The 23,672-nt window shown below is 67.9% G+C and carries 24 protein-coding genes; 13 read left to right on the top strand and 11 right to left on the bottom strand.

Annotated elements, in window-relative coordinates:
* The first annotated feature begins 132 nt into the window (after positions 1–132).
* The 5 genes from MKD50_RS14320 to MKD50_RS14300 all read left to right on the top strand — a co-directional run bounded on the left by MKD50_RS14320 (position 133) and on the right by MKD50_RS14300 (position 5,733).
* The gene (locus tag MKD50_RS14320) at positions 133–1,230 is read left to right on the top strand and encodes a substrate-binding domain-containing protein (RefSeq protein WP_252667390.1); all 1,098 of its coding nucleotides are present in this window, start codon (positions 133–135) and stop codon (positions 1,228–1,230) included.
* A 108-nt stretch (positions 1,231–1,338) separates the two neighbouring features.
* Positions 1,339–1,938, top strand: a complete 600-nt coding sequence (locus tag MKD50_RS14315) for a DUF4126 domain-containing protein (protein WP_240073941.1) — start codon at positions 1,339–1,341, stop codon at positions 1,936–1,938.
* 85 nt (positions 1,939–2,023) lie between these two features.
* On the top strand, positions 2,024–4,639 hold the full coding sequence (locus MKD50_RS14310) for an ABC transporter permease (RefSeq protein ID WP_252667389.1): 2,616 nt from the start codon (positions 2,024–2,026) through the stop codon (positions 4,637–4,639).
* Between the two features lie 36 nt (positions 4,640–4,675).
* The gene (locus tag MKD50_RS14305; RefSeq protein ID WP_115679806.1) at positions 4,676–5,092 is read left to right on the top strand and encodes a group II truncated hemoglobin; all 417 of its coding nucleotides are present in this window, start codon (positions 4,676–4,678) and stop codon (positions 5,090–5,092) included.
* 44 nt (positions 5,093–5,136) lie between these two features.
* Complete coding sequence (locus MKD50_RS14300; protein ID WP_115706392.1) at positions 5,137–5,733, top strand: DUF924 family protein; 597 nt, start codon at positions 5,137–5,139, stop codon at positions 5,731–5,733.
* 33 nt (positions 5,734–5,766) lie between these two features.
* On the opposite strand, the gene MKD50_RS14295 is transcribed toward MKD50_RS14300, so the two are convergent.
* The 10 genes from MKD50_RS14295 to MKD50_RS14250 all read right to left on the bottom strand — a co-directional run bounded on the left by MKD50_RS14295 (position 5,767) and on the right by MKD50_RS14250 (position 13,343).
* Positions 5,767–6,351: an LOG family protein gene (locus MKD50_RS14295; RefSeq protein ID WP_252667388.1), complete on the bottom strand. Its 585-nt coding sequence runs from the start codon at positions 6,349–6,351 to the stop codon at positions 5,767–5,769.
* Positions 6,348–7,049 (bottom strand): TetR/AcrR family transcriptional regulator, encoded by a 702-nt coding sequence (locus MKD50_RS14290; protein ID WP_252667387.1) that lies wholly within the window; start codon positions 7,047–7,049, stop codon positions 6,348–6,350. The genes MKD50_RS14295 and MKD50_RS14290 overlap by 4 nt, the downstream gene beginning before the upstream one ends.
* 108 nt (positions 7,050–7,157) lie before the next feature.
* A complete protein-coding gene (locus MKD50_RS14285; protein WP_115706395.1) occupies positions 7,158–7,643 on the bottom strand; it encodes a diacylglycerol kinase in 486 nt (161 codons plus the stop codon).
* Complete coding sequence (locus MKD50_RS14280) at positions 7,570–8,709, bottom strand: glycosyltransferase family 4 protein (RefSeq protein ID WP_252667386.1); 1,140 nt, start codon at positions 8,707–8,709, stop codon at positions 7,570–7,572. The genes MKD50_RS14285 and MKD50_RS14280 overlap by 74 nt, the downstream gene beginning before the upstream one ends.
* An 85-nt stretch (positions 8,710–8,794) precedes the next feature.
* Positions 8,795–9,772, bottom strand: a complete 978-nt coding sequence (locus MKD50_RS14275) for a UDP-2,3-diacylglucosamine diphosphatase (protein ID WP_240073947.1) — start codon at positions 9,770–9,772, stop codon at positions 8,795–8,797.
* Between the two features lie 129 nt (positions 9,773–9,901).
* Positions 9,902–10,882: an esterase/lipase family protein gene (locus MKD50_RS14270; protein ID WP_252667385.1), complete on the bottom strand. Its 981-nt coding sequence runs from the start codon at positions 10,880–10,882 to the stop codon at positions 9,902–9,904.
* Positions 10,879–11,412: an RDD family protein gene (locus tag MKD50_RS14265; protein ID WP_252667384.1), complete on the bottom strand. Its 534-nt coding sequence runs from the start codon at positions 11,410–11,412 to the stop codon at positions 10,879–10,881. The genes MKD50_RS14270 and MKD50_RS14265 overlap by 4 nt, the downstream gene beginning before the upstream one ends.
* A 119-nt stretch (positions 11,413–11,531) precedes the next feature.
* Positions 11,532–12,344: a DUF3106 domain-containing protein gene (locus MKD50_RS14260; protein WP_252667383.1), complete on the bottom strand. Its 813-nt coding sequence runs from the start codon at positions 12,342–12,344 to the stop codon at positions 11,532–11,534.
* 1 nt (position 12,345) lies between these two features.
* On the bottom strand, positions 12,346–12,777 hold the full coding sequence (locus MKD50_RS14255) for a DUF3619 family protein (protein ID WP_115706401.1): 432 nt from the start codon (positions 12,775–12,777) through the stop codon (positions 12,346–12,348).
* Positions 12,774–13,343 (bottom strand): RNA polymerase sigma factor, encoded by a 570-nt coding sequence (locus tag MKD50_RS14250; RefSeq protein WP_115706402.1) that lies wholly within the window; start codon positions 13,341–13,343, stop codon positions 12,774–12,776. The genes MKD50_RS14255 and MKD50_RS14250 overlap by 4 nt, the downstream gene beginning before the upstream one ends.
* Before the next feature lie 379 nt (positions 13,344–13,722).
* Here MKD50_RS14250 and MKD50_RS14245 point away from each other — a divergent pair, with 379 nt between their 5' ends.
* From MKD50_RS14245 to MKD50_RS14215, 7 genes are all read left to right on the top strand, one after another.
* On the top strand, positions 13,723–15,486 hold the full coding sequence (locus MKD50_RS14245; RefSeq protein ID WP_115706403.1) for an acetolactate synthase 3 catalytic subunit: 1,764 nt from the start codon (positions 13,723–13,725) through the stop codon (positions 15,484–15,486).
* Positions 15,486–15,977, top strand: coding sequence for an acetolactate synthase small subunit (ilvN, locus tag MKD50_RS14240; RefSeq protein ID WP_012352317.1), 492 nt, complete (start codon positions 15,486–15,488; stop codon positions 15,975–15,977). The genes MKD50_RS14245 and ilvN overlap by 1 nt, the downstream gene beginning before the upstream one ends.
* 121 nt (positions 15,978–16,098) lie before the next feature.
* On the top strand, positions 16,099–17,115 hold the full coding sequence (ilvC, locus tag MKD50_RS14235) for a ketol-acid reductoisomerase (RefSeq protein ID WP_012352318.1): 1,017 nt from the start codon (positions 16,099–16,101) through the stop codon (positions 17,113–17,115).
* A gap of 255 nt (positions 17,116–17,370) precedes the next feature.
* The gene (locus tag MKD50_RS14230) at positions 17,371–18,021 is read left to right on the top strand and encodes a phosphatidylserine decarboxylase (RefSeq protein ID WP_115706405.1); all 651 of its coding nucleotides are present in this window, start codon (positions 17,371–17,373) and stop codon (positions 18,019–18,021) included.
* 25 nt (positions 18,022–18,046) lie between these two features.
* Positions 18,047–18,925, top strand: a complete 879-nt coding sequence (gene pssA / locus MKD50_RS14225; RefSeq protein ID WP_115706406.1) for a CDP-diacylglycerol--serine O-phosphatidyltransferase — start codon at positions 18,047–18,049, stop codon at positions 18,923–18,925.
* Positions 18,926–19,043: 118 nt separating this feature from the next.
* Entirely contained in the window at positions 19,044–19,547 is a 504-nt protein-coding gene (gene lysM, locus MKD50_RS14220) for a peptidoglycan-binding protein LysM (protein ID WP_062797740.1), read from the top strand.
* Positions 19,548–19,873: 326 nt separating this feature from the next.
* A complete protein-coding gene (locus MKD50_RS14215; RefSeq protein WP_115706408.1) occupies positions 19,874–21,415 on the top strand; it encodes a 2-isopropylmalate synthase in 1,542 nt (513 codons plus the stop codon).
* A gap of 124 nt (positions 21,416–21,539) precedes the next feature.
* Here the strand turns inward: MKD50_RS14215 and MKD50_RS14210 are convergent, their stop codons facing one another.
* Positions 21,540–22,070, bottom strand: coding sequence for a hypothetical protein (locus tag MKD50_RS14210; protein ID WP_115706409.1), 531 nt, complete (start codon positions 22,068–22,070; stop codon positions 21,540–21,542).
* A gap of 205 nt (positions 22,071–22,275) precedes the next feature.
* Between MKD50_RS14210 and MKD50_RS14205 the strand changes: the two genes are divergently transcribed.
* Positions 22,276–23,532: a branched-chain amino acid ABC transporter substrate-binding protein gene (locus MKD50_RS14205; protein ID WP_115706410.1), complete on the top strand. Its 1,257-nt coding sequence runs from the start codon at positions 22,276–22,278 to the stop codon at positions 23,530–23,532.
* Positions 23,533–23,672: the final 140 nt, after the last annotated feature.

The following is a 23,672-nucleotide window of genomic DNA, read 5'->3' as shown; positions in this document are numbered from 1 at the left end:
GATGTTATGTTTTTGTGAACATAATTGATTTTGCCTTCGAGTCTCAGCGAGAATGCGGCAAAACAACATAAGAAACGGGGTATTCATTGTGGTCCAGCCCAGATCGACAAGTAAATATGTAGCGGAGAACCTATGAGCTTCCGCTTCGACCTGTTTCCGGTGATCGCCCCGGACGACAATCCGCGCGCCAATGCCAAGGTGTTCCAGCTGCTCAAGGCGGTGCGCGAAACCGGATCGCTGCACCGCGCCGCGAGCGAGATCGGCCTGTCGTACCGCCACGCCTGGGGTGTGATGCGGTCGTGGGAAGAGATGCTTGGCCGCAGCATGCTGGATATGGAGCGCGGTCGCGGCGCCTCGCTGACGCGCTTCGGCGAGCGCCTGCTGCGCGCCGAGCTGCGCCTGCGCGACGCCATCGAGCCGGCAGTGCAGCGCGCCATGGCGGAGTTCATTGCCGACCTCGACGAGGCCCAGCAGCCGCAGACGTGCGTGCATTTCACCGGCAGCCATGACCCTGCGGTGGAAGTGCTGGCCGCCGCGCTGGGCGCGGCAGGAAGTCCGCTGCAGCTCGACACGGTGTTCTGCGGCAGCGTGGAAGGGTTGATCTGCCTGCAGGAGCGCCAGTCGGAGCTGGCCGGGTTCTATGTGTCGCCGGTGCAGACCGCGGGCTCGGTGGCGCACGTGACCTTGCGCAAGTGGCTGCGGCCCGGCGCGGTGCGGCTGCTGCGGCTGGCGTGGCGCGAGCAGGGCCTGATCCTGGCGCCCGAGCTGGCGCGCGAGGTGCACGACCTGCGCGGCCTGGCGCGCAGCCAGGCGCGTTTCGTCAACCGGCAGCGCAGTTCGGGCACGCGCATGCTGTTCGACCAGCTGCTGGCCGCCGAGGGCCTGTATCCCGACCTGGTCAACGGCTACGACGAGACCGAGTTCAGCAATGAAAAAGTGGCCGAAGCCGTGCACAGCGGCCGCGCCCAGGCCGGTTTCGGGCTGCGCATGAACGCCGAGGCCCACGGGCTGGCGTTCGTGCCGCTCACGCGCGAGGCCTATTACCTGGCGCTGCGCAAGAACGACCAGACCGCCGGCTGGATGGCCGCGCTGCTGGCCCTGCTGGCCGATCCGGCCTTTGCGCGGCGCATCGAGGCGCTGCCGGGCTATACCATGGCCGAGCCGGCGGGCATCCTGACCCCGCAGGAGGCGCTGCCGTGGTTCGGCCCGGACGGCAAGGAAGGCAGCTGAGCCAAGGCCGGGCTGGTCCCGGACCGGTCGGGCCGGTCCGTATTACACTGCCTGCCAGGGCGCGCCGGTCTCTGCGCCGGCCCGCGCCGGACCCTTGCAAGGAGCGCCATGCTGGAAACCGCCGCGCTGGCCGCGGGCATGTCCTGGGCCAGCGGATTTCGCCTGTATCTGGCCGTGCTGGCCGCCGGGGTGCTGGCGCGGCTGGGCTGGCTGGAGTTGCCGCCCGGGCTGCAGCCGCTGGAGTCCTGGTGGGTGATCGGCGTGGCCGCGGCGCTGGCCGTGGCCGAGTTCGTCGCCGACAAGGTGCCGGCCTTCGACACCGTCTGGGACGGCATCCATACCTTCATCCGCATTCCCGCGGGGGCGATCCTGGCCGCCGCCGCGTTCGGCCAGCTGGATCCGCAATGGGTGGTGGCGGCGGGCCTGGTCGGCGGCACGCTGGCCGGCACCGCGCATGCCGTCAAGGCCGGCACGCGCGCGCTGATCAACGTGTCGCCGGAACCGTTTTCCAACTGGACGGCCTCATTCACTGAGGACCTCACCGCCACCGGCAGCCTGCTGCTGGCCTTCTTCGTGCCGGTGCTGTTCCTGGTCTTGCTGGCGGTGTTCCTGCTGGGCTCGGTGTGGCTGCTGCCGAAGTTGTGGCGCGGGGTGCGCCGCCTTCATGCCAGCCTGCGCGGCGGAGCCCGGCATGACGCGCCGCGCTAGCGGGGCGGCCGTTCCTGCCAGCTTTTTTGCATTGCCCGACTGACCCGAGGCGCACCGGCGCCAGCAACCAAGAACCAACCAACCGATGCCCTCCGAGTCCGCCATCGACGTCCCGGCCACTGCCGCCCAACCCGCCGGACTGCACGCCGCCACCGGCGGCAAATTTTCAGCCTGGCGCCAGGCGCTGCGCATGGCCCGGCGCGACTGGCTGGCGGGCGAGCTCTACCTGCTGCTGTTTGCGCTGGTGCTGGCCGTGGCCGCGCTGACCAGCGTGGGCTTCATGGCCGACCGCATGCGGCTGGGCCTGGAGCGCGACGCGCGCCAGATGATCGCGTCCGACGTGCTGCTGGTCGCCGACCAGCCCTTCGATGCCGCCTTCGCGCAGCGTGCGCAAGCGGCGGGGCTGGCCGTGGCCCAGACCGTCACCTTCCCGAGCATGGCTACCGCCAACGGCAAGGCGCCGGCCGGCGGCGACGCCCCCAGCCAGCTGGCCGCGCTCAAGGCAGTGACCGACGGCTACCCGCTGCGCGGCAAGCTCAAGGTGGCCAGTGCGGCGGGGGCGCCGGATGCGCCCGCCGAAGGCATTCCCGCGCCGGGCACCGTATGGGTCGACGAGGCGCTGCTGGGCGCTCTCGGGGTTGCCGTGGGCGACACGTTGCAGCTGGGCAGCCGCAGCTTCCGCATCGACCGCATCATCACGCAGGAACTCGACCGCGGCACTGGCTTCATGAACTTCGCGCCGCGCGTGCTGATGCCGCTGGCTGACCTGGACAGCACCGGGCTGATCGGCTGGGGCAGCCGCGTGACCTACCGGCTGCTGGTGGCCGGTCCCGACGCCGCCGGCGCGGCCTTCCAGAAATGGGCCCAGGACGAGATCGAACGCCGCAAGCTGCGCAACACGCGGGTCGAGTCGCTGGAATCCGGCCAGCCCCAGATGCGCGCCACGCTGGACCGCGCCGAGCGCTTCCTGTCGCTGGTGGCGGTGCTGTCGTCGATGATCGCGGCGGTGGCGATCGCCATGTCGGCGCGCCGCTATATGCAGCGCCACACCGATGCCTGCGCGGTCTACAAGTGCCTGGGGCTGTCGCGCGGGCAGATCCTGCGGGCCTTCGGACTGGAATTCCTGCTGGTCGGCGCGGCCGGCGCGCTGGCCGGCGTGCTGCTCGGCTACCTGGCGCACTATGGGCTGCTGCTGTCGCTGGGCGGGCTGCTCAAGGTGTCGCTGCCGCAGCCGTCGCTGCTGCCGGCGCTGGTGGGCGTGCTGGCGGGCCTGGTACTGCTGGCCGGGTTTGCGCTGCCGCCGCTGCTGGCGCTGACGCGGGTGGCGCCGCTGCGGGTACTGCGGCGCGATATCGGGCTGCCGCCGGTGTCGGCCTGGGTGGCGTACGCGCTGGGACTGGGCGCCTTTGTCGCGCTGCTGCTGGTGGCGGCGCGCGACCTGCGGCTGGGGCTGACCACCGCCGGCGGCTTTGTCGCCGCGGGCGTGGTGTTCGGCGTGCTGGCGCTGGGCCTGCTGACGCTGCTGTCGCGGCTGCTGCGGGGCCGCCTGCGCGGGCGCGCGGCGATGGGATGGCGCTTCGCGCTGGCGGTGCTGGAGCGCCGCCGCGCGGTCACGGTGCTGCAGACCGTGGCGCTGGCGGTGGGGCTGATGGCGCTGCTGCTGCTCGGCATGACCCGCAACGACCTGGTCGATTCCTGGCGCAACGCCACGCCGGCCGACGCGCCCAACCGCTTCATCATCAATATCCAGCCGGACCAGCGCGAGCCGCTGCGCCAGATGCTGGCCGGCGCCGGCATCACCGACCTGCTTTACCCGATGGTGCGCGGGCGCCTGACCCATATCGGCGAGCGCACCATCCGCGGCGACAGCTTCGAAGACGGGCGCGCGCGCAACCTGGTCGAGCGCGAGTTCAACCTGTCCTATACCGATGCGCTGCCGGAGGGCAACCGCGTCATCGCCGGACGCTGGTCGAATGGGTCCGACGGCGCCGAGGCGGGCGCGTCGGTGGAAGAGGGCATCGCCAAGACGCTGGGGATCCGGCTGGGCGACACGCTGCGCTTCGACGTGGCCGGCCAGCCGGTGCAGGCGCGCGTGACCTCGCTGCGCAAGCTGGACTGGGGCTCGATGCGGGTCAACTTCTTCGTGATCCTGCCGCCGCGGGCGATGCAGGGCATGCCCGAGACCTATATCACCTCGTTCCACCTGCCGCCCGCCAGCGCCGCGCTGGGCAACCGGCTGATCGCCGCCTTTCCCAACATCACCGTGGTCAACACCGACATGATCCTGCGCCAGATCCAGGACATCCTGGACCAGGTGATCGCGGCGGTGGAGTTCCTGTTCGTGTTCACGCTGGCCGCCGGGGTGACGGTGCTGTACGCCGCGTTGTCCGGCGCGCGCGACGAGCGCATGCGCGACGCGGGCCTGCTCAAGGCGCTGGGCGCTTCCGCGGCGCTGGTGCGGCAGACGCAATATGCCGAGTTCCTGGTGGTGGGCGGGCTTGCCGGCCTGCTCGCCAGCCTCGGCGCGATCGCGGTGGGCTGGGGGCTGTCGCAGTTCGTGTTCGACTTCCCGTACCGCTTCAATGCGTGGATCGTGCCGGTCGGCGTGGTTTCTGGCATGCTGTGCGCTTTTGCCGGCGGCTGGCTGGGCCTGCGTGAAGTGCTGCGCCAGCCTGCGCTGGCGACCTTGCGCGATGCCTGAGCCAGCGTGCCGGCGCCGCCGCAGACCGAGTGTGTGATGAGTACTGAATCCGACGACAAGCCCGGCAATGCCGAGGTCACTGCCTTTGAACTGGTTGGCGGCGAGGCGCGCGTGCGCGAACTGGTCGACCGCTTCTACGACCTGATGGACCTGGAGCCGCAGTTCGCGGGGCTGCGCGCGCTGCACCCGCCGTCGCTCGACGGCTCGCGCGACAAGCTGTTCTGGTTCCTGTGCGGCTGGCTGGGCGGCCCCAACCACTTTATCGAGCGCTTCGGCCATCCGCGCCTGCGCGCGCGGCATATGCCGTTCGAGATCGGCGTCAGCGAGCGCGACCAGTGGATGCGCTGCATGGCGCTGGCGATGCAGGACATCGGCCTGTCCGAAGACCTGCAGCTGCGCCTGATGCAGGCCTTCTTCCAGACTGCCGACTGGATGCGCAACGTGGCGCGCTAGGGCGCCAAGGCTCCCGTTTCTACACCGAGAGGTTTCCCCTGCCGATGACAGCCCAACTGCCTGAAGACGCCCTGCGTGTGCTGGATTTCTGGTTCGACCGCCCCGGCTCGGCCGCCTGGAATACCGCGCGGCCGCAGTGGTTCACCAAGTCGGATGCGTTCGACGCGCAGATTCGCGCAAACTTCCTGTCCGACTGGCAGGTCGCCTGCGACGGGGCGCCTGACGACTGGTCGGTCACGCCCGAGGGCGCGTGCGCGCGCGTGGTGCTGCTGGACCAGTTCCCACGCAACATGTTCCGCAACGATCCGCGCAGCTTCGGCACCGATGCGCAGGCGCTGGCACTGGCCCGGCGCATCGTCGCCTCCGGCATGGACCGCGCGCTGCCCACCGACTATCACCGCATGTTCTGCTACATGCCGTTCGAGCATTCGGAGGCGCTGGAAGACCAGGACGAGGCGGTGCGACTGATGACGCAGTTGCGCGAGGCCAGCGGTGGCGCGGTCGACGTGGTGGAATGGGCCGACAAGCATCGCGCGATCATCGCGCGCTTTGGCCGCTTCCCGCATCGCAACGCGGTACTGGGCCGGCCCGTCACGGCCGAGGAACAGGCGTTCCTGCAGCAGCCGGGCTCATCGTTCTGAGCCGGGCCGGGAGGCCCGGCCGACGGGGCGCGCTCAGGTCTTGTCGCGCGCCTCCTGCCACTTGTCGACGGGCACGCGCGGCGCGGCGGCCAGTTGCGCCAGCAGGCCCGCGGGCGTGTCGCCGACGTGCAGCAGGTCGGCGTGCACCTGCTTCAGGAAGCCTTCGCGCACCGCGTGCGACAGGAAGCCCAGCATGCCGTCGTAGAACCCGGCCAGGTTCAGCAGGCCCACCGGCTTGGCGTGGTAGCCCAGCTGCAGCCAGGTGAAGGTCTCGAACAGTTCCTCGAAGGTGCCCACGCCGCCGGGCATGGCGACAAAGGCGTCGGCGCGGTCGGCCATCATCTGCTTGCGTTCGTGCATGTTGCGCACCACGTGCAGCTCGGTCAGGCCGCGATGGCCGACTTCCTTCTGCATCAGCGCTTCGGGGATGATGCCGACGGCTCTGCCGCCATGTTCGAGCACGGCATCGGCGACGATGCCCATCAGGCCCACCTTGCCGCCGCCGTACACCAGCGTCAGTTCGCTTTCGGCCAGGGTGCGGCCGAGCAGGCGCGCGCCCTCGGCATATTCGGGACGGTTGCCGGGGCTGGACCCGCAATACACGCAGACGGATTTCACTTGGCTTCCTTTGCCGCGCTGGCGGCGGCCTTGGCTGCCGCGTAGTCGCGCGCCAGCTGGTCGAATGCCTCCCGCGCCCGGCCGCGCAGATACGGGGCCAGGATCGAGAAGATGTGGTAGCTCGAGCCGTGCAGGTAGCCGCGGATCTGCTCGGGGTCGTTGTACTGGCGCGGATGCTGCACGAACTGGAACGACAGCCAGTAGGTGGCCACCACCACCATGTTGGTGCAGATGGCCTCGACCTGTTCGGGCGTGGCTTCCATCTCGCCGTCCTCGATGAACTGGCGGCAGATCTCGTGCGCAAAACGCTGCTTCTGCTCGACGATGCGCTTGAAGTTGGTTTCCAGCATCCGGTTGCGCGCCAGCAGGTCGTTGATGTCGCGGTACAGGAAGCGGTAGTTCCACAGGAACTCGGACATGTACTGCAGGTAGCCCCAGCTTTCGTCGAGGGTGGCCTTGTGGTCGTCCGGCATCTTCAGGCGGCGCTCCATCTCCTGCTCGAAGCGCACGAAGATCGAGTTGATGATGTCGTCCTTGTTGCGGAAGTGGTAGTAGAGATTGCCGGGGCTGATCTCCATCGCTTCCGCGATCGTGGTGGTGGTGACGTTGGGCTCGCCGACTTCGTTGAACAGGCGCAGCGAGACGTCGAGGATGCGGTCCCTGGTGCGGCGGGGGCCGGTTTGCGGTTTCGGTTCCATGGGCGTCCGGGCGATCGGTGCGATCGGTAAGTCGGGGCAGGGTAGCGATTATAAGCAATCGGCCTGCCGTGCCCATCCTGCGCCCCCCTCGGTCCGCCGCTGGCCGGCTCAGCCCGCCAGCGCCTGCAGCCACCGCGCCACATGCGGCCCGGCGATGGTGATCCAGGTGCCGCCGCACAGCACCAGCGCCAGCATCACCGCGGCGCTGCCGAAGTCCTTGGCGCGCTTGGACAGGCTGTGCCGCTCCAGCGAGATGCGGTCGACCGCGGCCTCGACGCTGGAGTTGAGCAGTTCGACAATCAGCACCACCAGCAGCGTGCCCAGCAGCAGGATGCGCTCGACCGCCGTCACCGGCACCAGGAAGGCGCACGGCGTCAGCAACACCACCAGGGTCAGCTCCTGGCGGAACGCGCTCTCCTCCAGCACCGCATAGCGCAGCCCCGACAGCGAATTGATGGCGGCATGCCAGGCGCGCGCCAGGCCCCGGTTGCTTTTGTGCGGATTCTGGTCGACGGAGTAGTCAGCGCTCTGCATGGCGGGCGGCGGCCTCTGCATTGGCGGGTCGGACGGCAGTTCCGGATGCGGTTTCGGCATGGGTTTGCGGGGCGGAAGGCTGGGCTGTGGCGGGTTGGGCCGCTGCGCCGCCCCGGCCTGGCCGGGCGGCGGCGAACGGCCGCAGGTGGGCCAGGAACTGCTCGGACGCGGCGCGCCACGAGAAGCGCTCGGCATGGGCCCGGGCCGTGGCGCGGTCGATGCGCAGCGCTTCCAGGCAGGCTTCGCGCAAGTCTTCGTGCATCACGCCGGCGGGGCTGTCGCCCAGCACGTCGATCGGGCCCGTGACCGGATACGCGGCCACCGGCAAGCCGCTGGCCAGAGCTTCCAGCAGCACCAGCCCGAAGGTGTCGGTGCGGCTGGGGAACACGAACACGTCAGCGGAAGCATACACCCGCGCCAGTTCGGGCTGGTTCAGCACGCCCAGGTAGTTGGCGCCGGGATAGCGCGCGCGCAGCGCCGGCAGCGCCGGGCCGTCGCCGACCACCCATTTGGAGCCGGGCAGGTCCAGCGCCAGGAACGCCTCGACGTTCTTCTCCACCGCCACCCGGCCCACGTACAGGAAGATCGGGTGGGCGGTGTTGAGCACATTGGCGCGCTGCGGCGTGAACACGTCGAGGTCCACGCCGCGCGTCCACAGCACGGCGTTGCCGATGCCGTAGCGGCGCAGGTCGTCGAGCACCGCCGGCGTCGGTGCCATTACCGCCTGGGCGGGGCCGTGGAACCAGCCCAGGAAACGATAGGTCCACGCCAGCGGAATGCCGAAGCGCGCCTGCACATATTCCGGAAAGCGGGTGTGATAGGCGGTGGTGAAGGGCAGCTTGTGGCGCAGCGCGTGGCTGCGCGCCGCCAGCCCGAGCGGTCCTTCGGTGGCGATGTGCAAGGCGTCGGGGCCAAAGGCCTCGATGCGCCGCCGCACGCGCGCGCCCGGCAGCAGCGACAGCCGGATCTCGGGGTAGGTCGGGCAGGGCACCGTGCGGAATTCCAGCGGCGTGATCATGTCGACCGTGTGGCCCAGCGCCTCCAGTTCGCGGCGCGTCGACTTGAGCGTGCGCACCACGCCATTGACCTGCGGTTCCCAGGCATCGGTGACGATCAGGATCTTCATGCGGCCTCCTTGGGCGCGGTGGAAGGGCAATGCGGATGGCGGGGGGGCGGATGGAGCCATGCAAAATCAGCGTGACCGGCGCGGCTCAGCCGGCCACGGCAGCGCGGCGCCGGCGGCGCAGGGCGGGCGCGGGCGCGTCGAGCAGCGTGGTCCAGTAGACGATCTTCAGTTCGCCTTCCAGGGTTTCCACCAGCGCCGACAGGCTTTCGACCCAGTCGCCGTCGTTGCAGTAGAGCTGCCCGTTGACCTCGCGGATCTCGGCCTTGTGGATATGGCCGCAGACCACGCCGTCGCAGCCGCGGCGGCGCGCCTCGTCGACCATCGCGCTCTCGAACGCGCCGATGTAGTTGACCGCGTTCTTGACCTGGTGCTTCAGGTACTGCGACAGCGACCAGTACGGAAAGCCCAGGCGCGCGCGCAGCCGGTTGAAGTGCCGGTTGAGCGCCAGGATCATGGTGTAGAGCGAATCGCCCAGGTAGGCCAGCCAGCGCGCGTGCTGCACCACGCCGTCGAACAGGTCGCCGTGCACCACCCACAGGAGGCGCCCGCTGGCGGTGACGTGGATCGCTTCTTCGCGCACGGTGATGTCGCCGAAGGCCATGCCATCGAACTGGCGCGCGGCTTCGTCGTGGTTGCCGGGCACGTAGATCACCTCGGTGCCCTTGCGCGCCTTGCGCAGCAGCTTCTGCACCACGTCGTTGTGGCTTTGCGGCCAGTACCAGCCGCGGCGCAGCTGCCAGCCGTCGATGATGTCGCCGACCAGGTAGAGCTGGTCGGATTCGTTGTGCTTGAGAAAATCAAGCAGGTAGTCGGCCTGGCAGCCGGGCGTTCCCAGGTGGATGTCCGACAGCCAGATGGCACGGTAGCGCTGGATCGGGTGCGGCTCGGGGGGATAGGTTTCCTGCGCTTCGCGCGGCGGCGCCAGCGCGGCGCCATCGAGTGCCGGCGCCATGAAGGCGGTCATCGGCGCGGCGGGGCCGCTGTCAGCGCCGCGGCGCAGCCATGGCGCCAGTTGCGAGGCCTTCGACAGATACCTGCGGGAAGATCGGATTGCTTGCACCATGCCAGTCCCGGTTGCGGCGATGGCTGCATTCAGCCAGCCAGCAATGACGCGACGGTGACGAAAACATGACTGACATGTGAATCGTTGCAGCTGCGGGACAACCGCTGCATGGGCCGACTCGCGGCCGGCTCAGCGGCCGCGTGCGGACAACTCGGCCAGTGCGTCGAGCACCGCACGCACCGCGGCGGGATGGCGCAGCAGCGACACATGGCCGATGCCGGACAGCGCGATGTGGCCGGCGCCATCGAGCCACCCGGTGCAGGGCGGCCCGGCGATCGAATCGTGCCAGCTGAAGATCGAGATCATGCGCGCGCGCAGCCGCGGAGTTTCCGCGGCCGCCAGCGCGCGCAGCCAGGGGCTGCCGCAGCGCATCTGGCGCGCGTTGTGGCCGCCGCCAAAGCGCGCCAGCGCGCTGCCGTGGTGCGGGCTGCCCAGCGTCACGATGCCGGCGCAGAGGTCTTCGTCGCCGGCCAGCTGCAGCGCGGCGCGCGCGGCCAGGCCGCCCATGCTGTGGCAAAGCAGCAGCGGCGCGCGCCCGCTTTCGGCGCGGATGCGCCGCATTGCGGCCAGCAGCGCGTGCGCGTAGTCGTCGATGTCGCCGAACACGGGTTCCAGGTCGATCCCGTGGCAGCGGTAGCCGGCGGCGGCCAGCGCCGGCTGCATGTCGAGCCAGATCGCCTGCCCGCAGGCGTAGCCGTGGACCAGCAGCACCGGCGGGGCATCGCGGCCGGGCCGGGCATGGTCGGCCGGCGCAAACGGCGCCCGCGCGCGGAAGGGTTGCAGCCAGTCGAACATGCGCAGCACCGCCAGGCATTCGGCGCCGTAGCAGCGCAACGCCTGCGCCAGCCGCAGCGGCTTGCGGGTGGCGGCAAGTTCAGCGGGCGGCGCGGGCGGGTGATCGCCGCGTGCGACCCACAGGCCGCGTCCGCTCAGCGCGAAGGCGATGGCGATGCCGGCGGCGAAGCCGCCCAGGATCAGCCCCGCGCCGGCGGCGAGCGCGCCGGGCCACGGCCATGCGGCGCTGCGTACCAGCGCCGCGGCAATGCCCAGCGCCGCGGCCGCCTGCACGGTCACCGCGACGCGGCGGATGCCGGCGGCGCCCAGGCTCATGGCTTGGTGCGCAGGTCCGTCAGGCGCGTGCCGGCCAGGCGGTCGTGCAGGAACTGGCGGCGCGGGTCCAGCCAGGCCAGCAGGATCCAGATCAGCAGGCCGGCGCACAGCACGCCGACGAACGGGCCCTTGACCAGCCCGAGCAGATGGCCGACGGCTGCCGACGGCGGCAACCACAGCCACGCCAGCACGTAGCGCAGCGCCGCCTGCGGCCAGCGCGGCGGCACGCCGGCGGCGTTTTCGACGCGCATGCGCCAGGTCTGCATCGCCAGGGTCTGGCCGTTGCGCTGCCAGAACCAGGTGAAATACAGCCCCATCACGATGAAGCTCCACAGCTGGATCACCAGCGGCCCGTCCGCGCCCAGTTTCTGCAGCAGCGGCCGCACCAGCAGGTAGGCGGCGGTCGAGGCGCTCAGCACGCCGAACAGCAGCACGCCTTCATAAAGCATGCAGGCGATGCGGCGGCGCAGCGGCGGGGCGGCTGGCGCGGACGCGGCAGGGGGTACGGGGTCGAGGGTGGCAGCGGGCATCGATGGCGTTCTGAACAGGGCGCCGGCGCGTGGCATGCGGATGCCGGTGCGGGCCTGGCGAAGCTGGCCCGCGTGTGGCGGCCAGCCTCAAACGGCCATTATGCCAAATGGCCTGCGAATTACTCGCGCACGGTCGCGTCGGACGCCGCGGCCGTCGCTTCGGTGGGAGCCTGGGCTGGCGCGGTGGCCGGCGCGCTGGCCGCGGGAAGCGCGGCGCTTGCGGACGTTGCCGGAGTGGCAGCGGCAGGGGCGGACGCCACTGCCATGGCAGCAGCCGCGGCTGCCGCGGCTGCGGGTAGCGCTGCGCCCTCGCTGGCCGGCGTACCGGCCGGATGGGCAGCGTGGCCCGCGCCCGTCTTGCGTTCATGGCGCAGCTGGCGGCCGGTGTCGCTGGGCAGGCGCTTGCCGCTGGGCAGCGCGCTGACGGCGCCGGGGCGGCGCGGCACGTGGTCGGTGGCGGCCAGCTTTTTCTTCTGCTCTTCGGGGAGTTGCTGGTACTTGTCCCAGGCCTCGGCCTTCTTCTCGGTCGGCAGCGAGCGGGTGATCTGGTAGTTTTCGCGCGCCAGCCGGCGTTGCTGAGGGGTCATCCGGACCCACTCCGCCATGCGCGCCTGCAGCCGGGCCTGCTCGGCCGGCGAATACTTCGGATAGCGCGCGGCGATGCGCAGCCATTTGTGGCGGTTCAGCTCCGGCAGGCTGTCCCACAGCGGCTGCAGTGGCGCCAGGATGCGCTGGTTGACCGGGCTCAGGTCGGCCCAGGCGGGTTTGGCGCCGACCGGCTGGGCCGCATGGGGGGCAGCGGCTGCGTCCACCGCGGAAGCCCCCTGTGCCTGCGCCGTGGCGGGAAGCAGCAGGCAGCAGGCGGCTACGCCCGCCAGCAGGGCGGCCAGCCGGCGGCGCAGGGAGTCGGGGTAGGGAAGCGGGGGCGCCATGCTATTGCCCGTGCTTCAGGAACACGTGGAAGCCCTCGTCGGCGTAAGCCGTGGGCGGCAGGTCGTCGAGCAGCATCGCCGCGTCGATATCGGCCAGCTCCTCGATGCGCTTCTGCTCCTGCCAGTGGTAGATGCCTGCCAGCCCGGCGCCCAGCGCGACCAGCGTCCAGACCAGCCCCAGCCGGCGCAGCCAGGCGCCGGCGCGGTGCAGCGGCGAGGTGTCGTCGTCGAACAGCGGCGCCTGCGCGCCCGGCATGGCAAGCTGCGGCACCAGCACGGGCGCTTCGGCCTTCTTGCGGGCAACCGCCATCCGGCGCGCGGCGGCGAGCCGTTCGGAAATGTCGGCCGGCAAGGCTTCGGCGCCGGCGTCGAGTGCCGCGCGAACCTCATGCGCGAACCGGCGTTCGCGGATTTCTTTGTCGTTTCTGCTCATAGTCGGACCCCCCGTGCGCGCAGGGCCTGCGCAAGTGTGTGCGTGGCACGGGAACAGTGCGTCTTGACGCTGCCTTCGGAACAGCCCATCACGGCCGCGGTCTCGGCGACGTCCATATCTTCCCAGTAACGCATCAGGAATGCCTGGCGTTGACGCGTGGGCAGGCGCTGGATCTCCTGCTCGATGATGTGCATGACCTGCGCGCGCTCGACCTTGTCGGCGCTGCTTTCGGCCGATTCCGAGCCGGCCTGGGCCTCGAGCGTCTCCAGCAGGTCGCTGTCGTCGCCACCGTCGCGGTCGTCGCGCAGGCTGGAAAACAGCGAGACCCAGGTGTTGCGCACCTTCTGGCGCCGGAACCAGTCATGGATGGTGTTCTGCAGGATGCGCTGGAACAGCGGCGCGAGCTCCGCGGCACCCTTGTCGCCATACTTCTCGGCCAGCTTGATCATGGCGTCCTGGACGATGTCCAGCGCGGCCTCGTCGTCGCGCACGGCGAACACGGCCTGCTTGAAGGCGCGCCGCTCGACGCTGGCAAGAAAGGCGGACAGTTCCTGGTCGGTTGCCATTCAGGCGGTTGGGGCTTGTTGCACCGGGACCAAGTGCCCGGTTTTGGTGAATGTGCTGCAGGGGGCGCGCAGGGCCCCAATGTGCTGCGATGCTAGCAAAATTTCGCCGCGCTGTACCGTTTTGTATGGCGGGAAATACATGGCAGTGCGGAAAACTTTTTTGCCGGTCCCGGGAACTTGCCGGCGCCGGCGGCGCAAACAACCGTAGACCGCGCTGGTGCATTGCAGTATCATCGACGGTTCACACGACATCAGTGGTTGTCTCATCCGGCCGCTTATGAGGCGGTCTTCCATGCAGACGCGCACCGCTTGAACCCGAGCCACAAGTTCGGCAGAGAGCATCCAAACAATTTTTTGCCGAAAATTGCAAAGGACTGAAATGAACATGCCCAGCGCGGAATTCTCCCACGCCGACAGCAATTCATCTGCCGCACCCGAAATGATCGGGGCGGAAATTCTCGTTCACGCACTTGCCGAAGAAGGCGTCGAGTACGTCTGGGGCTACCCCGGCGGCGCAGTGCTGTATATCTACGACGAGCTCCACAAGCAAACCAAGTTCGAGCACATCCTGGTGCGCCACGAGCAGGCCGCGGTCCATGCCGCGGATGGCTACGCACGCGCAACCGGCAAGGTGGGCGTCGCCCTGGTGACCTCGGGCCCCGGCGTGACCAATGCCGTCACCGGTATTGCCACCGCCTACCTCGACTCGATCCCGATGGTGGTGATCACCGGCAACGTGCCGACCCACGCCATTGGCCAGGACGCCTTCCAGGAGTGCGACACCGTCGGCATCACCCGTCCGATCGTCAAGCACAACTTCCTGGTGAAGGACGTGCGCGACCTCGCCGCGACCATCAAGAAAGCGTTCTTCATTGCCTCGACCGGCCGTCCCGGCCCGGTGGTGGTGGACATCCCCAAGGATGTCTCGCGCAATGCCTGCAAGTACGAGTACCCCAAGTCGATCGACATGCGCTCGTACAACCCGGTCAACAAGGGGCACTCGGGCCAGATCCGCAAGGCGGTGGCGCTGCTGCAGAACGCGGAGCGTCCGTACATCTACAGCGGCGGCGGCGTAGTGCTGGCCAATGCCAGCGATGAACTGCGCCAGCTGGCCGCGATGACCGGCCATCCGGTGACCAACACGCTGATGGGCCTGGGCGCGTTCCCCGGCACCCACAAGCAGTTCGTCGGCATGCTCGGCATGCACGGCACGTATGAAGCCAACATGGCCATGCAGAACTGCGACGTGCTGATCGCCATCGGTGCCCGCTTCGATGACCGCGTGATCGGCAACCCGTCGCACTTCACCTCGCAGGCCCGCAAGATCATCCATATCGATATCGACCCGTCGTCGATTTCCAAGCGCGTCAAGGTCGACATCCCCATCGTCGGCAACGTCAAGGATGTGCTGCAGGAACTGATCGCCCAGATCAAGGCCAGCGACGTCAAGCCCAAGCGCGAGGCCCTGGCCAGGTGGTGGGAGCAGATCGAGCAATGGCGCTCGGTCGACTGCCTGAAGTACGACCGCAGCTCCGAGATCATCAAGCCGCAGTACGTGGTTGAAAAGATCTGGGAACTGACCCACGGAGACGCCTTCATCTGCTCCGACGTCGGCCAGCACCAGATGTGGGCCGCGCAGTTCTACAAGTTCAACGAGCCGCGCCGCTGGATCAACTCCGGCGGCCTGGGCACGATGGGCGTGGGCCTGCCGTACGCGATGGGCATCAAGAAGGCATTCCCGGAGAAGGAGGTCGTCACCATCACCGGTGAAGGCTCGATCCAGATGTGCATCCAGGAGCTGTCGACCTGCCTGCAGTACGACACCCCGGTGAAGATCTGCTCGCTCAACAACGGCTACCTCGGCATGGTGCGCCAGTGGCAGGAGATCGAGTACGACAACCGCTACTCGCACTCCTACATGGATGCGCTGCCTGATTTCGTCAAGCTGGCCGAGGCCTATGGCCACGTCGGCATGCGGGTCGAGAAGACCTCAGACGTCGAGCCGGCGCTGCGCGAGGCGTTCCGCCTGAAGGACCGTACCGTGTTCCTGGACTTCCAGACCGATCCCACCGAAAACGTCTGGCCGATGGTCCAGGCCGGCAAGGGCATTTCCGAAATGCTGCTCGGCGCGGAGGACCTGTAATGCGACACATCATTTCGGTCCTGCTGGAAAACGAAGCCGGTGCGCTGTCGCGCGTGGTGGGGCTGTTCTCGGCCCGCGGCTACAACATCGAGACGCTGACCGTGGCGCCGACCGAGGACTCCTCGCTGTCGCGCATGACCATCGTCACCACCGGTTCGGATGACGTGATCGAGCAGATCACCAAGCACCTGAACCGCCTGGTGGAAGTGGTCAAGGTGGTCGACCTGACCGAAGGCGCGCACATCGAGCGCGAGCTGATGCTCGTCAAGGTGCGCGCGGTGGGCAAGGAGCGCGAGGAAATGAAGCGCACCGCCGACATCTTCCGCGGCCGCATCATCGATGTTACCGAGAAGACCTACACCATCGAGCTGACCGGCAACGGCGTCAAGCTCGATGCGTTCCTGGACGCGATCGACCGTACCGCCATCCTCGAGACCGTCCGTACCGGCGGCTCGGGCATCGGCCGCGGCGAGCGCATCCTGAAGGTCTGACCGGCCCCGGCTCGCCCAACGGCTTCACGCAGTATCCCCGGGGCGGCGCGATCCGCACGCACACGATGCGCGCGAGGATGCCGCTCCTCTCATACAAAAGACAGAGATTGAAGGAATCATCATGAAAGTGTTTTACGACAAGGACGCCGACCTCTCGCTGATCAAGGGCAAGAACGTCACCATCATCGGCTACGGCTCGCAGGGCCACGCCCACGCGCTGAACCTGAAGGATTCGGGCGTCAACGTGACGGTCGGCCTGCGCAAGAGCGGCGCGTCGTGGAACAAGGCCGTCAACGCCGGCCTGCAGGTCAAGGAAGTGGCCGAGGCCGTCAAGAACGCCGACGTGGTCATGATCCTGCTGCCGGACGAGCAGATCGCCGACGTGTACAAGAACGAAGTGCACGCCAACATCAAGGAAGGCGCCGCGCTGGCCTTCGCCCACGGTTTCAACGTGCACTACGGTGCCGTGATCCCGCGCGCCGACCTGGACGTGATCATGATCGCGCCGAAGGCCCCGGGCCACACCGTGCGCGCCACCTACACGCAAGGTGGCGGCGTGCCGCACCTGATCGCCGTGCACCAGAACAAGTCCGGCGCCGCCCGTGACATCGCGCTGTCGTACGCCACCGCCAACGGCGGCGGCCGTGCCGGCATCATCGAGACCAACTTCCGCGAAGAAACCGAAACCGACCTGTTCGGCGAGCAAGCCGTGCTGTGCGGCGGCACCGTCGAGCTGATCAAGGCGGGCTTCGAGACCCTGGTGGAAGCCGGTTACGCTCCCGAAATGGCCTACTTCGAGTGCCTGCACGAGCTGAAGCTGATTGTCGACCTGATCTACGAAGGCGGCATCGCCAACATGAACTACTCGATCTCGAACAACGCCGAGTATGGTGAGTACGTCACCGGCCCGCGCGTGGTGACCGAGGAAACCAAGAAGGCGATGAAGCAGTGCCTGAAGGACATCCAGACCGGCGAATACGCCAAGAGCTTCCTGCTGGAGAACAAGGCCGGCGCCCCGACGCTGATCTCGCGCCGTCGCCTGAACGCCGAGCACGAAATCGAAGTGGTGGGCGAGAAGCTGCGCGCGATGATGCCGTGGATCGCCAAGAACAAGATGGTCGACCAGTCGAAGAACTGATCTGCAGCGCTGCCTGATGGCCCGCGCCGCACGGCGGCGGGCCAAAGCCGTTCAGCGTTCCGTGCCACGCCCTTCTATCATCGGAAGGGAATAAGCCGGAACCTGAACGGCTTTTTGTTATCCTTGTCGAACTTTCCAGGCAAGGCGTGCCGGATGCTGCTCTCCGGGCGCAAGACGGCTGCTGTTTCCGCCGCCCCTATGGGCTTGCCACGCGGCGTCCTGGCCTGGCTTTGACTCCATCGAAATTCGTACTGCATGAACTATCCTCATCCGCTGATCGCCCGTGAAGGCTGGCCGTTCCTGGCCGGCGCCTTTGTCATCTCGCTGCTGGTGCATGCCAGTGCGGGCTTCTGGTGGGCGCTGCCGCTGTGGATCATCACGGTGTTCGTGCTGCAGTTCTTCCGCGACCCGCCGCGCCCGATCCCGTCGGCGCCCAATGCCGTGCTGGCGCCGGCCGACGGCCGCATCGTCGTGGTCGAGAAGACGATGGACCCGTACGCCAACCGCGAGGCGCTGAAGATCAGCGTCTTCATGAACGTCTTCAACGTGCACTCGAACCGCGTCTCGGTCGACGGTGCGGTGGAGAAGGTCGAATACTTTCCCGGCAAGTTCGTCAATGCCGACCTGGACAAGGCCTCGACCGAGAACGAGCGCAACGCCGTGCTGATCCGCCGCGCGGCCGATGGCCAGCTGGTCACGCTGGTGCAGGTGGCGGGCCTGGTGGCCCGCCGCATCCTGTGCTACACCAAGGCCGGCGACAACCTCTCGCGCGGCCAGCGCTACGGCTTTATCCGCTTCGGCTCGCGTGTCGACGTGTACCTGCCGCTCGACGCACGCCCGCGCGTGACCATCGGCGAGAAGGTCTCGGCCTCGTCGACCATCCTCGCCGAACTCGACGTGCAGTGAGCGGCGGCCTGACCGGAGGACAGTGATGGTTGCCTTCCATCGACGTAACAAGCGCGGCAGCAACGGCAACGTGACCCACCTGCGGCCGTTCCGCCACAACCAGCTGCGCGGCACCGACGACTTCGACGACGAAGCCGCCGACGACCACGACATCGTCTACCAGCGTCCGCGCCGGCGCGGCATCTACCTGCTGCCCAACGCCTTCACCACCGCGGCGCTGTTTGCCGGCTTCTTCGCCATCGTGCAGGCCATGAACATGCGCTTCGACGCCGCCGCCATCGCCATCTTCGCGGCCATGGTGCTCGATGGCATGGACGGGCGCGTGGCGCGCATCACCAATACGCAAAGCGCGTTCGGCGAGCAGTATGACTCGCTCTCGGACATGACCTCGTTCGGCGTCGCGCCGGCGCTGGTGATGTACGAATGGATCCTGCATGACCTGGGCAAGTGGGGCTGGATCGCCGCGTTCGTCTACTGCACCTGCGCGGCACTGCGGCTGGCGCGCTTCAACGCCAATATCGGCGTCGTCGACAAGCGCTTCTTCCAGGGGCTGCCGAGCCCGGCCGCGGCGGCGCTGGTGGCCGGCTTTGTCTGGCTGGTGATCGACAACAAGCTGCCGGTCAAGGAGTTGTGGATGCCGTGGGTGGCGTTCGGCATCACGCTGTACGCGGGGCTGTCGATGGTGTCCAACGCGCCGTTCTACAGCGGCAAGGCGCTCGACGTGCGCTACCGCGTGCCGTTCGGCATGATGGTGCTGGTCCTGGTGCTGTTCGTGGTGGTCTCGACCGATCCGCCGGTGGCGCTGTTCGGGCTGTTCGTGGCCTACGCGATTTCGGGCTATGTGCTGTGGGCCTGGCGGGCCATGCATGGCAAGCCGGCGATCGAGAAGAAGCCGCGGGAATAAATCGCAGAAGGGCGCTCAGGCGCCCTTCATGCATTGCGGGATTCACCATTGTTTCCATGCCGCGGCCAGAGAGTCGTGGCACTCTGCAGTGTTTTCCACCCACCGTCAGGAGGATGTCATGGGCATGTTCGACTTCATCAAGGAAGCGGGAGAAAAGCTGTTCGGCACCGGCGAGGCCAAAGCCGCGCAGGCAGCGGCCGCGGCGGATGCATCGGCGGAGAAGGTCGATGCCGCCAATCGCGCCGCGGGCGACGCGATCGAGGCGTATATCAGGAAGATGGGGCTGGACGCGACCGGGCTGATGGTGCAGGTCGACGGCTCGCAGGGCCTTGTCACCGTGTTCGGCGTGGCACCCGACCAGGCCACGCGCGAGAAGATCATCCTGTGCGCCGGCAATGTCGAGGGCGTCGACAAGGTCGAGGACAAGATGTCGGTCAATGTCGAGTCGGCCGAGTCGCAATGGCATACCGTGGTCAAGGGCGACACGCTGTGGGCGATCGCGCAGGCCGCCTACGGCAACGGCGCCGAGTACAACAAGATCTTCGAGGCCAACAAGCCGATGCTGAGCCACCCGGACAAGATCTATCCGGGCCAGAAGTTGCGCATTCCGCCCAAGGGCTGAAGCCGTCGCCGGCGGCGCGTGCGGCAAAACCCTGTGTTGCGCGTGCGCGCCAAGTCGGCTATAGTCGCAGCCATGATTTCGCGCCAAGTCCTAATCGCCCGCACCACCCTAGGTGGCCTACTAGGCCATCAGGTCGGGACGCGCGCGCGCTAAGGACGGACTTACCCCTTAGCGCGGAATCCGCAAGGAATTTTCCAACGCCCCGGCCTGCTTCATGCACGCCGGGGCGTTTTGCATTCCACAGCCGTGGAGCGCGGAACAGGCGGTAAAGCCCGGACGCAGCATGCCGGGGACAGCACACCATAAGCAATCAGGAGCTCCACACCATGTCTGACAAACTCATCATTTTCGACACCACCTTGCGTGACGGCGAGCAGTCGCCCGGCGCCTCGATGACGCGCGAGGAGAAGATCCGCATTGCGCGCCAGCTGGAACGCCTGAAGGTCGATGTGATCGAGGCCGGTTTCGCGGCGAGCTCCAACGGCGACTTCGAGGCGATCCGCGCGATTGCGCAGGTGGTCAAGGACTCCACCATCTGCTCGCTGGCGCGCGCCAACGACAAGGACATTGCCCGCGCGGCCGAGGCGCTCAAGCCGGCCAACTCGTTCCGCATCCACACCTTCATCGCCACCTCCGCGCTGCACATGGAGAAGAAGCTGCGCATGACGCCGGACGAGGTCTACCAGCAGGCGCGCCTGGCGGTGCGCTTTGCGCGCCAGTTCACCGACGACATCGAGTTCTCGCCGGAAGACGGCAGCCGCTCGGACATGGACTTCCTGTGCCGCGTGCTCGAAGGCGTGATCGCCGAGGGCGCCACCACCATCAACCTGCCCGATACGGTGGGCTACGCCGTGCCGGAAGGCTATGCCGAGCTGATCCGCTCGGTGCGCGAGCGCATCCCCAACTCGGACAAGGCGGTGTGGTCGGTGCACTGCCATAACGACCTCGGCATGGCCGTGGCCAACTCGCTGGCGGCGGTCAAGATGGCCGGCGCGCGCCAGATCGAATGCACCATCAACGGCCTCGGCGAGCGCGCCGGCAACACCAGCCTGGAAGAGGTGGTGATGGCGGTAAAGACGCGCCGCGACTACTTCAACCTGGACCTTGGCATCGACACCACGCAGATCGTGCCGGCGTCCAAGCTGGTGTCGCAGATCACCGGCTTCGCGGTGCAGCCGAACAAGGCCGTGGTCGGCGCCAACGCCTTCGCGCATGCCTCGGGCATCCACCAGGACGGCGTGCTCAAGGCGCGCGACACCTACGAGATCATGCGCGCCGAAGACGTGGGCTGGACCGCCAACAAGATCGTGCTGGGCAAGCTGTCGGGCCGCAACGCCTTCAAGCAGCGCCTGCAAGAGCTGGGCATCGAGCTCGATAGCGAGAGCGAGGTCAACGCCGCCTTCACGCGCTTCAAGGAGCTGGCCGACCAGAAGGCCGAGATCTTCGACGAGGACATCGTCGCCATCGTCTCGAACGAGGCCCAGCACGACGCCAACGAACACTTCCGCTTTATCTCGCTGTCGCAGCGCTCCGAGACCGGCGAGCGTCCGCATGCGCGCGTGGTGTTCAGCATGGACGGCCAGGAGCAGAGCGGCGAGGGCGAGGGCAACGGCCCGGTCGACGCCACGCTGCATGCGATCGAATCGCGCGTGGCCAGCGGCGCCGAAATGGTGCTGTATTCGGTCAACGCGATCACCGGCGGCACCGAGGCCCAGGGCGAAGTCACGGTGCGCCTGTCCAAGGCCGGCCGCATCGTCAACGGCGTGGGCACCGACCCGGATATCGTCGCGGCCTCGGCCAAGGCCTACCTGGCCGCGCTGAACAAGCTGCACGACAAGGCGGTGCAGAAGATCAACCCGCAGATCTGATCCAGGCCCCTGCGCTGACGGCGGAAGGCCTACCCGGCCCTAACGTACGGACCAGGCCCGCCCTTCCCGACCCGGGGACGGCGGGCTTTTTCATGGGCACGCAGCGGCTTACACCGCGCGCGCATCAGAAAAAGCGGCGTTCGTCGGGGTCGTAGAGCGGGTCGGGCGTGATCTGGGTCCGGCGCAGCACGCCGGCATCGTCGAAATAGAAGTGGAACAGCGACGGCCAGACGTCTTCGTGGAGGAAGCGGTAGGACCAGACCTCGTTGCGCATGCGCGGGTAGTAGCTGACCGGCAGCCGCGTCACGCCAAAGTGCTCGGCCACGTCGCGCTTGGTCCAGGTGTTGACCTGCGCCTTGTACAGCTCCGGCGTCGACAGCATGTTGCGGAACGCGGTCAGGTTGCCGTTGCGGTCGAAGTCGGCGCCGTAGGCATACTGGCCCATCGGCTGCTTCGAGTAGATCCAGCGCGTGGTGCCGTCGCGCAGCGGGAATACTTCGGTGGGCGGCCCGAACATGGCCTGCACCGCGGCCTGCGGCTGGCCCACCAGCCGGCTGCCTTCCTGCACCGGCATCAGCGTGGCGCAGGCGGACAGCATGGCGACGCCCAGCGCCAGCACGAGACGGCGCGCGCCCTTGGCGATGACGGAATTCATGGCTGGACCTCGATCGATGGATGGGGTATGGATACCGCCAGTGTAGTCCGGCGGCGGCCGGTGTGTGCATCCAACGCAGCTTTTGTGCGGATCTGCCGATAACCGGCAGGTTCTCCCCGGAACTGGCGGTGCGGATGCGCTCCGCGCCGGTATTTGCCCGCAACCGGACGCTGCCGTACTATCCAGCGCTTTCCAGGAGAGACGAATGACGGTTGCGGCGCGGTGGCGGGGATGGCTGGGCGGGTTGTTGCTGGCGGCAGCGGCGGGCGCCTCGGCGCAGGAGCCGATCCGGCTGGGCATGATCGACGGCCTGTCCGGCCCGTTCGCCAATGCCGGCGAAGCGGTGGCGCGCAACCTGCGACTGGCGATCGAGCGCATCAACGCGCGCGGCGGCGTGAAGACCGCCGAAGGTGTGCGGCCGCTCGAGCTGGTCACCTTCGACAGCAAGGGCAATGTCGACGAAAGCCTGATCCAGCTGCGCGCGCTGACCGACAAGCGTATCCCGTTTGTGCTGCAGGGCAACAGCTCGGCGGTGGCGGGGGCGCTGGTGTCGGCCATCAACCGCCATAACGCGCGCCAGCCCGACGCGCGCGTGCTGTTTTTGAACTATTCGGCGGTCGATCCCAGCCTGACCAACGAGAACTGCAGCTTCTGGCATTTTCGCTTCGATGCCAGCGCCGACATGCGCATGCAGGCGCTGACCGAAGTTATTCGCCAGGACCAGGCGGTGCGCCGCGTGTACCTGATCGACCAGGACTACAGCTTCGGCCACCAGGTGGCACGCTCGGCGCGCGAGATGCTGGCGGCGCGCCGGCCCGATATCCAGATCGTCGGCGACGAGTTCCACCCGATCGGCAAGATCAAGGATTTCGCGCCCTATATCGCCAAGATCAAGGCCAGCGGGGCCGATGCGGTCATCACTGGCAACTGGGGCAACGACCTGACGCTGATGGTCAAGGCCGCGCGCGAGGGCGGGCTGCGGGCCAAGTTCTATACCTTCTACGGCAATGGCCTGGGCGCGCCGGCGGCGATGGGCGATGCCGGGGTCGGGCGCGTGCTGGCCGTGGCCGAGTGGCATCCCAATGTGGGCGGGGCGGCGTCCGATGCGTTCTACCAGGAATTCCGGGCGCGCTATCCTGAGCCCAAGGACGACTACGTCCACCTGCGCATGCAGATGATGGTCGAGATGCTGGCGCGCGCGATTACGCAGGCCGGCTCCACCGACGCGGTCAAGGTGGCGCGAGCGCTCGAGCACATGCGCTACGTCAACGACTTCCACGAAGCCACGGTGCGGGCCGACGACCACCAGGTGCTGCAGCCGCTGTACGTGTCGGTGATGGAGCGCCAGGGCGGCGCCGTGCGCTTCGACAACGAGGGCTCGGGCTATGGCTTCCGCACCGTGCGCAAGCTCAAGGCCGCGCAGACCACGCTGCCGACCACCTGCAGGATGGACCGTCCATGAGCGGCGGGGCGCCGGGTACTCCTGCACCGGCTTTTCGGCTATAATCCGCGGCTGTCGTTACCTGGCCCCGGTCCGGTGGCGGCAACAGCCAGTCAATTACATGGCACGACGCATGCGGCGCATCCCGCGCTGTAGCGTTC

Source organism: Cupriavidus mimosae (genome assembly GCF_023952485.1).
Taxonomy (GTDB): domain Bacteria; phylum Pseudomonadota; class Gammaproteobacteria; order Burkholderiales; family Burkholderiaceae; genus Cupriavidus; species Cupriavidus taiwanensis_C.
This window is presented reverse-complemented; position numbering and strand designations above follow the sequence as displayed.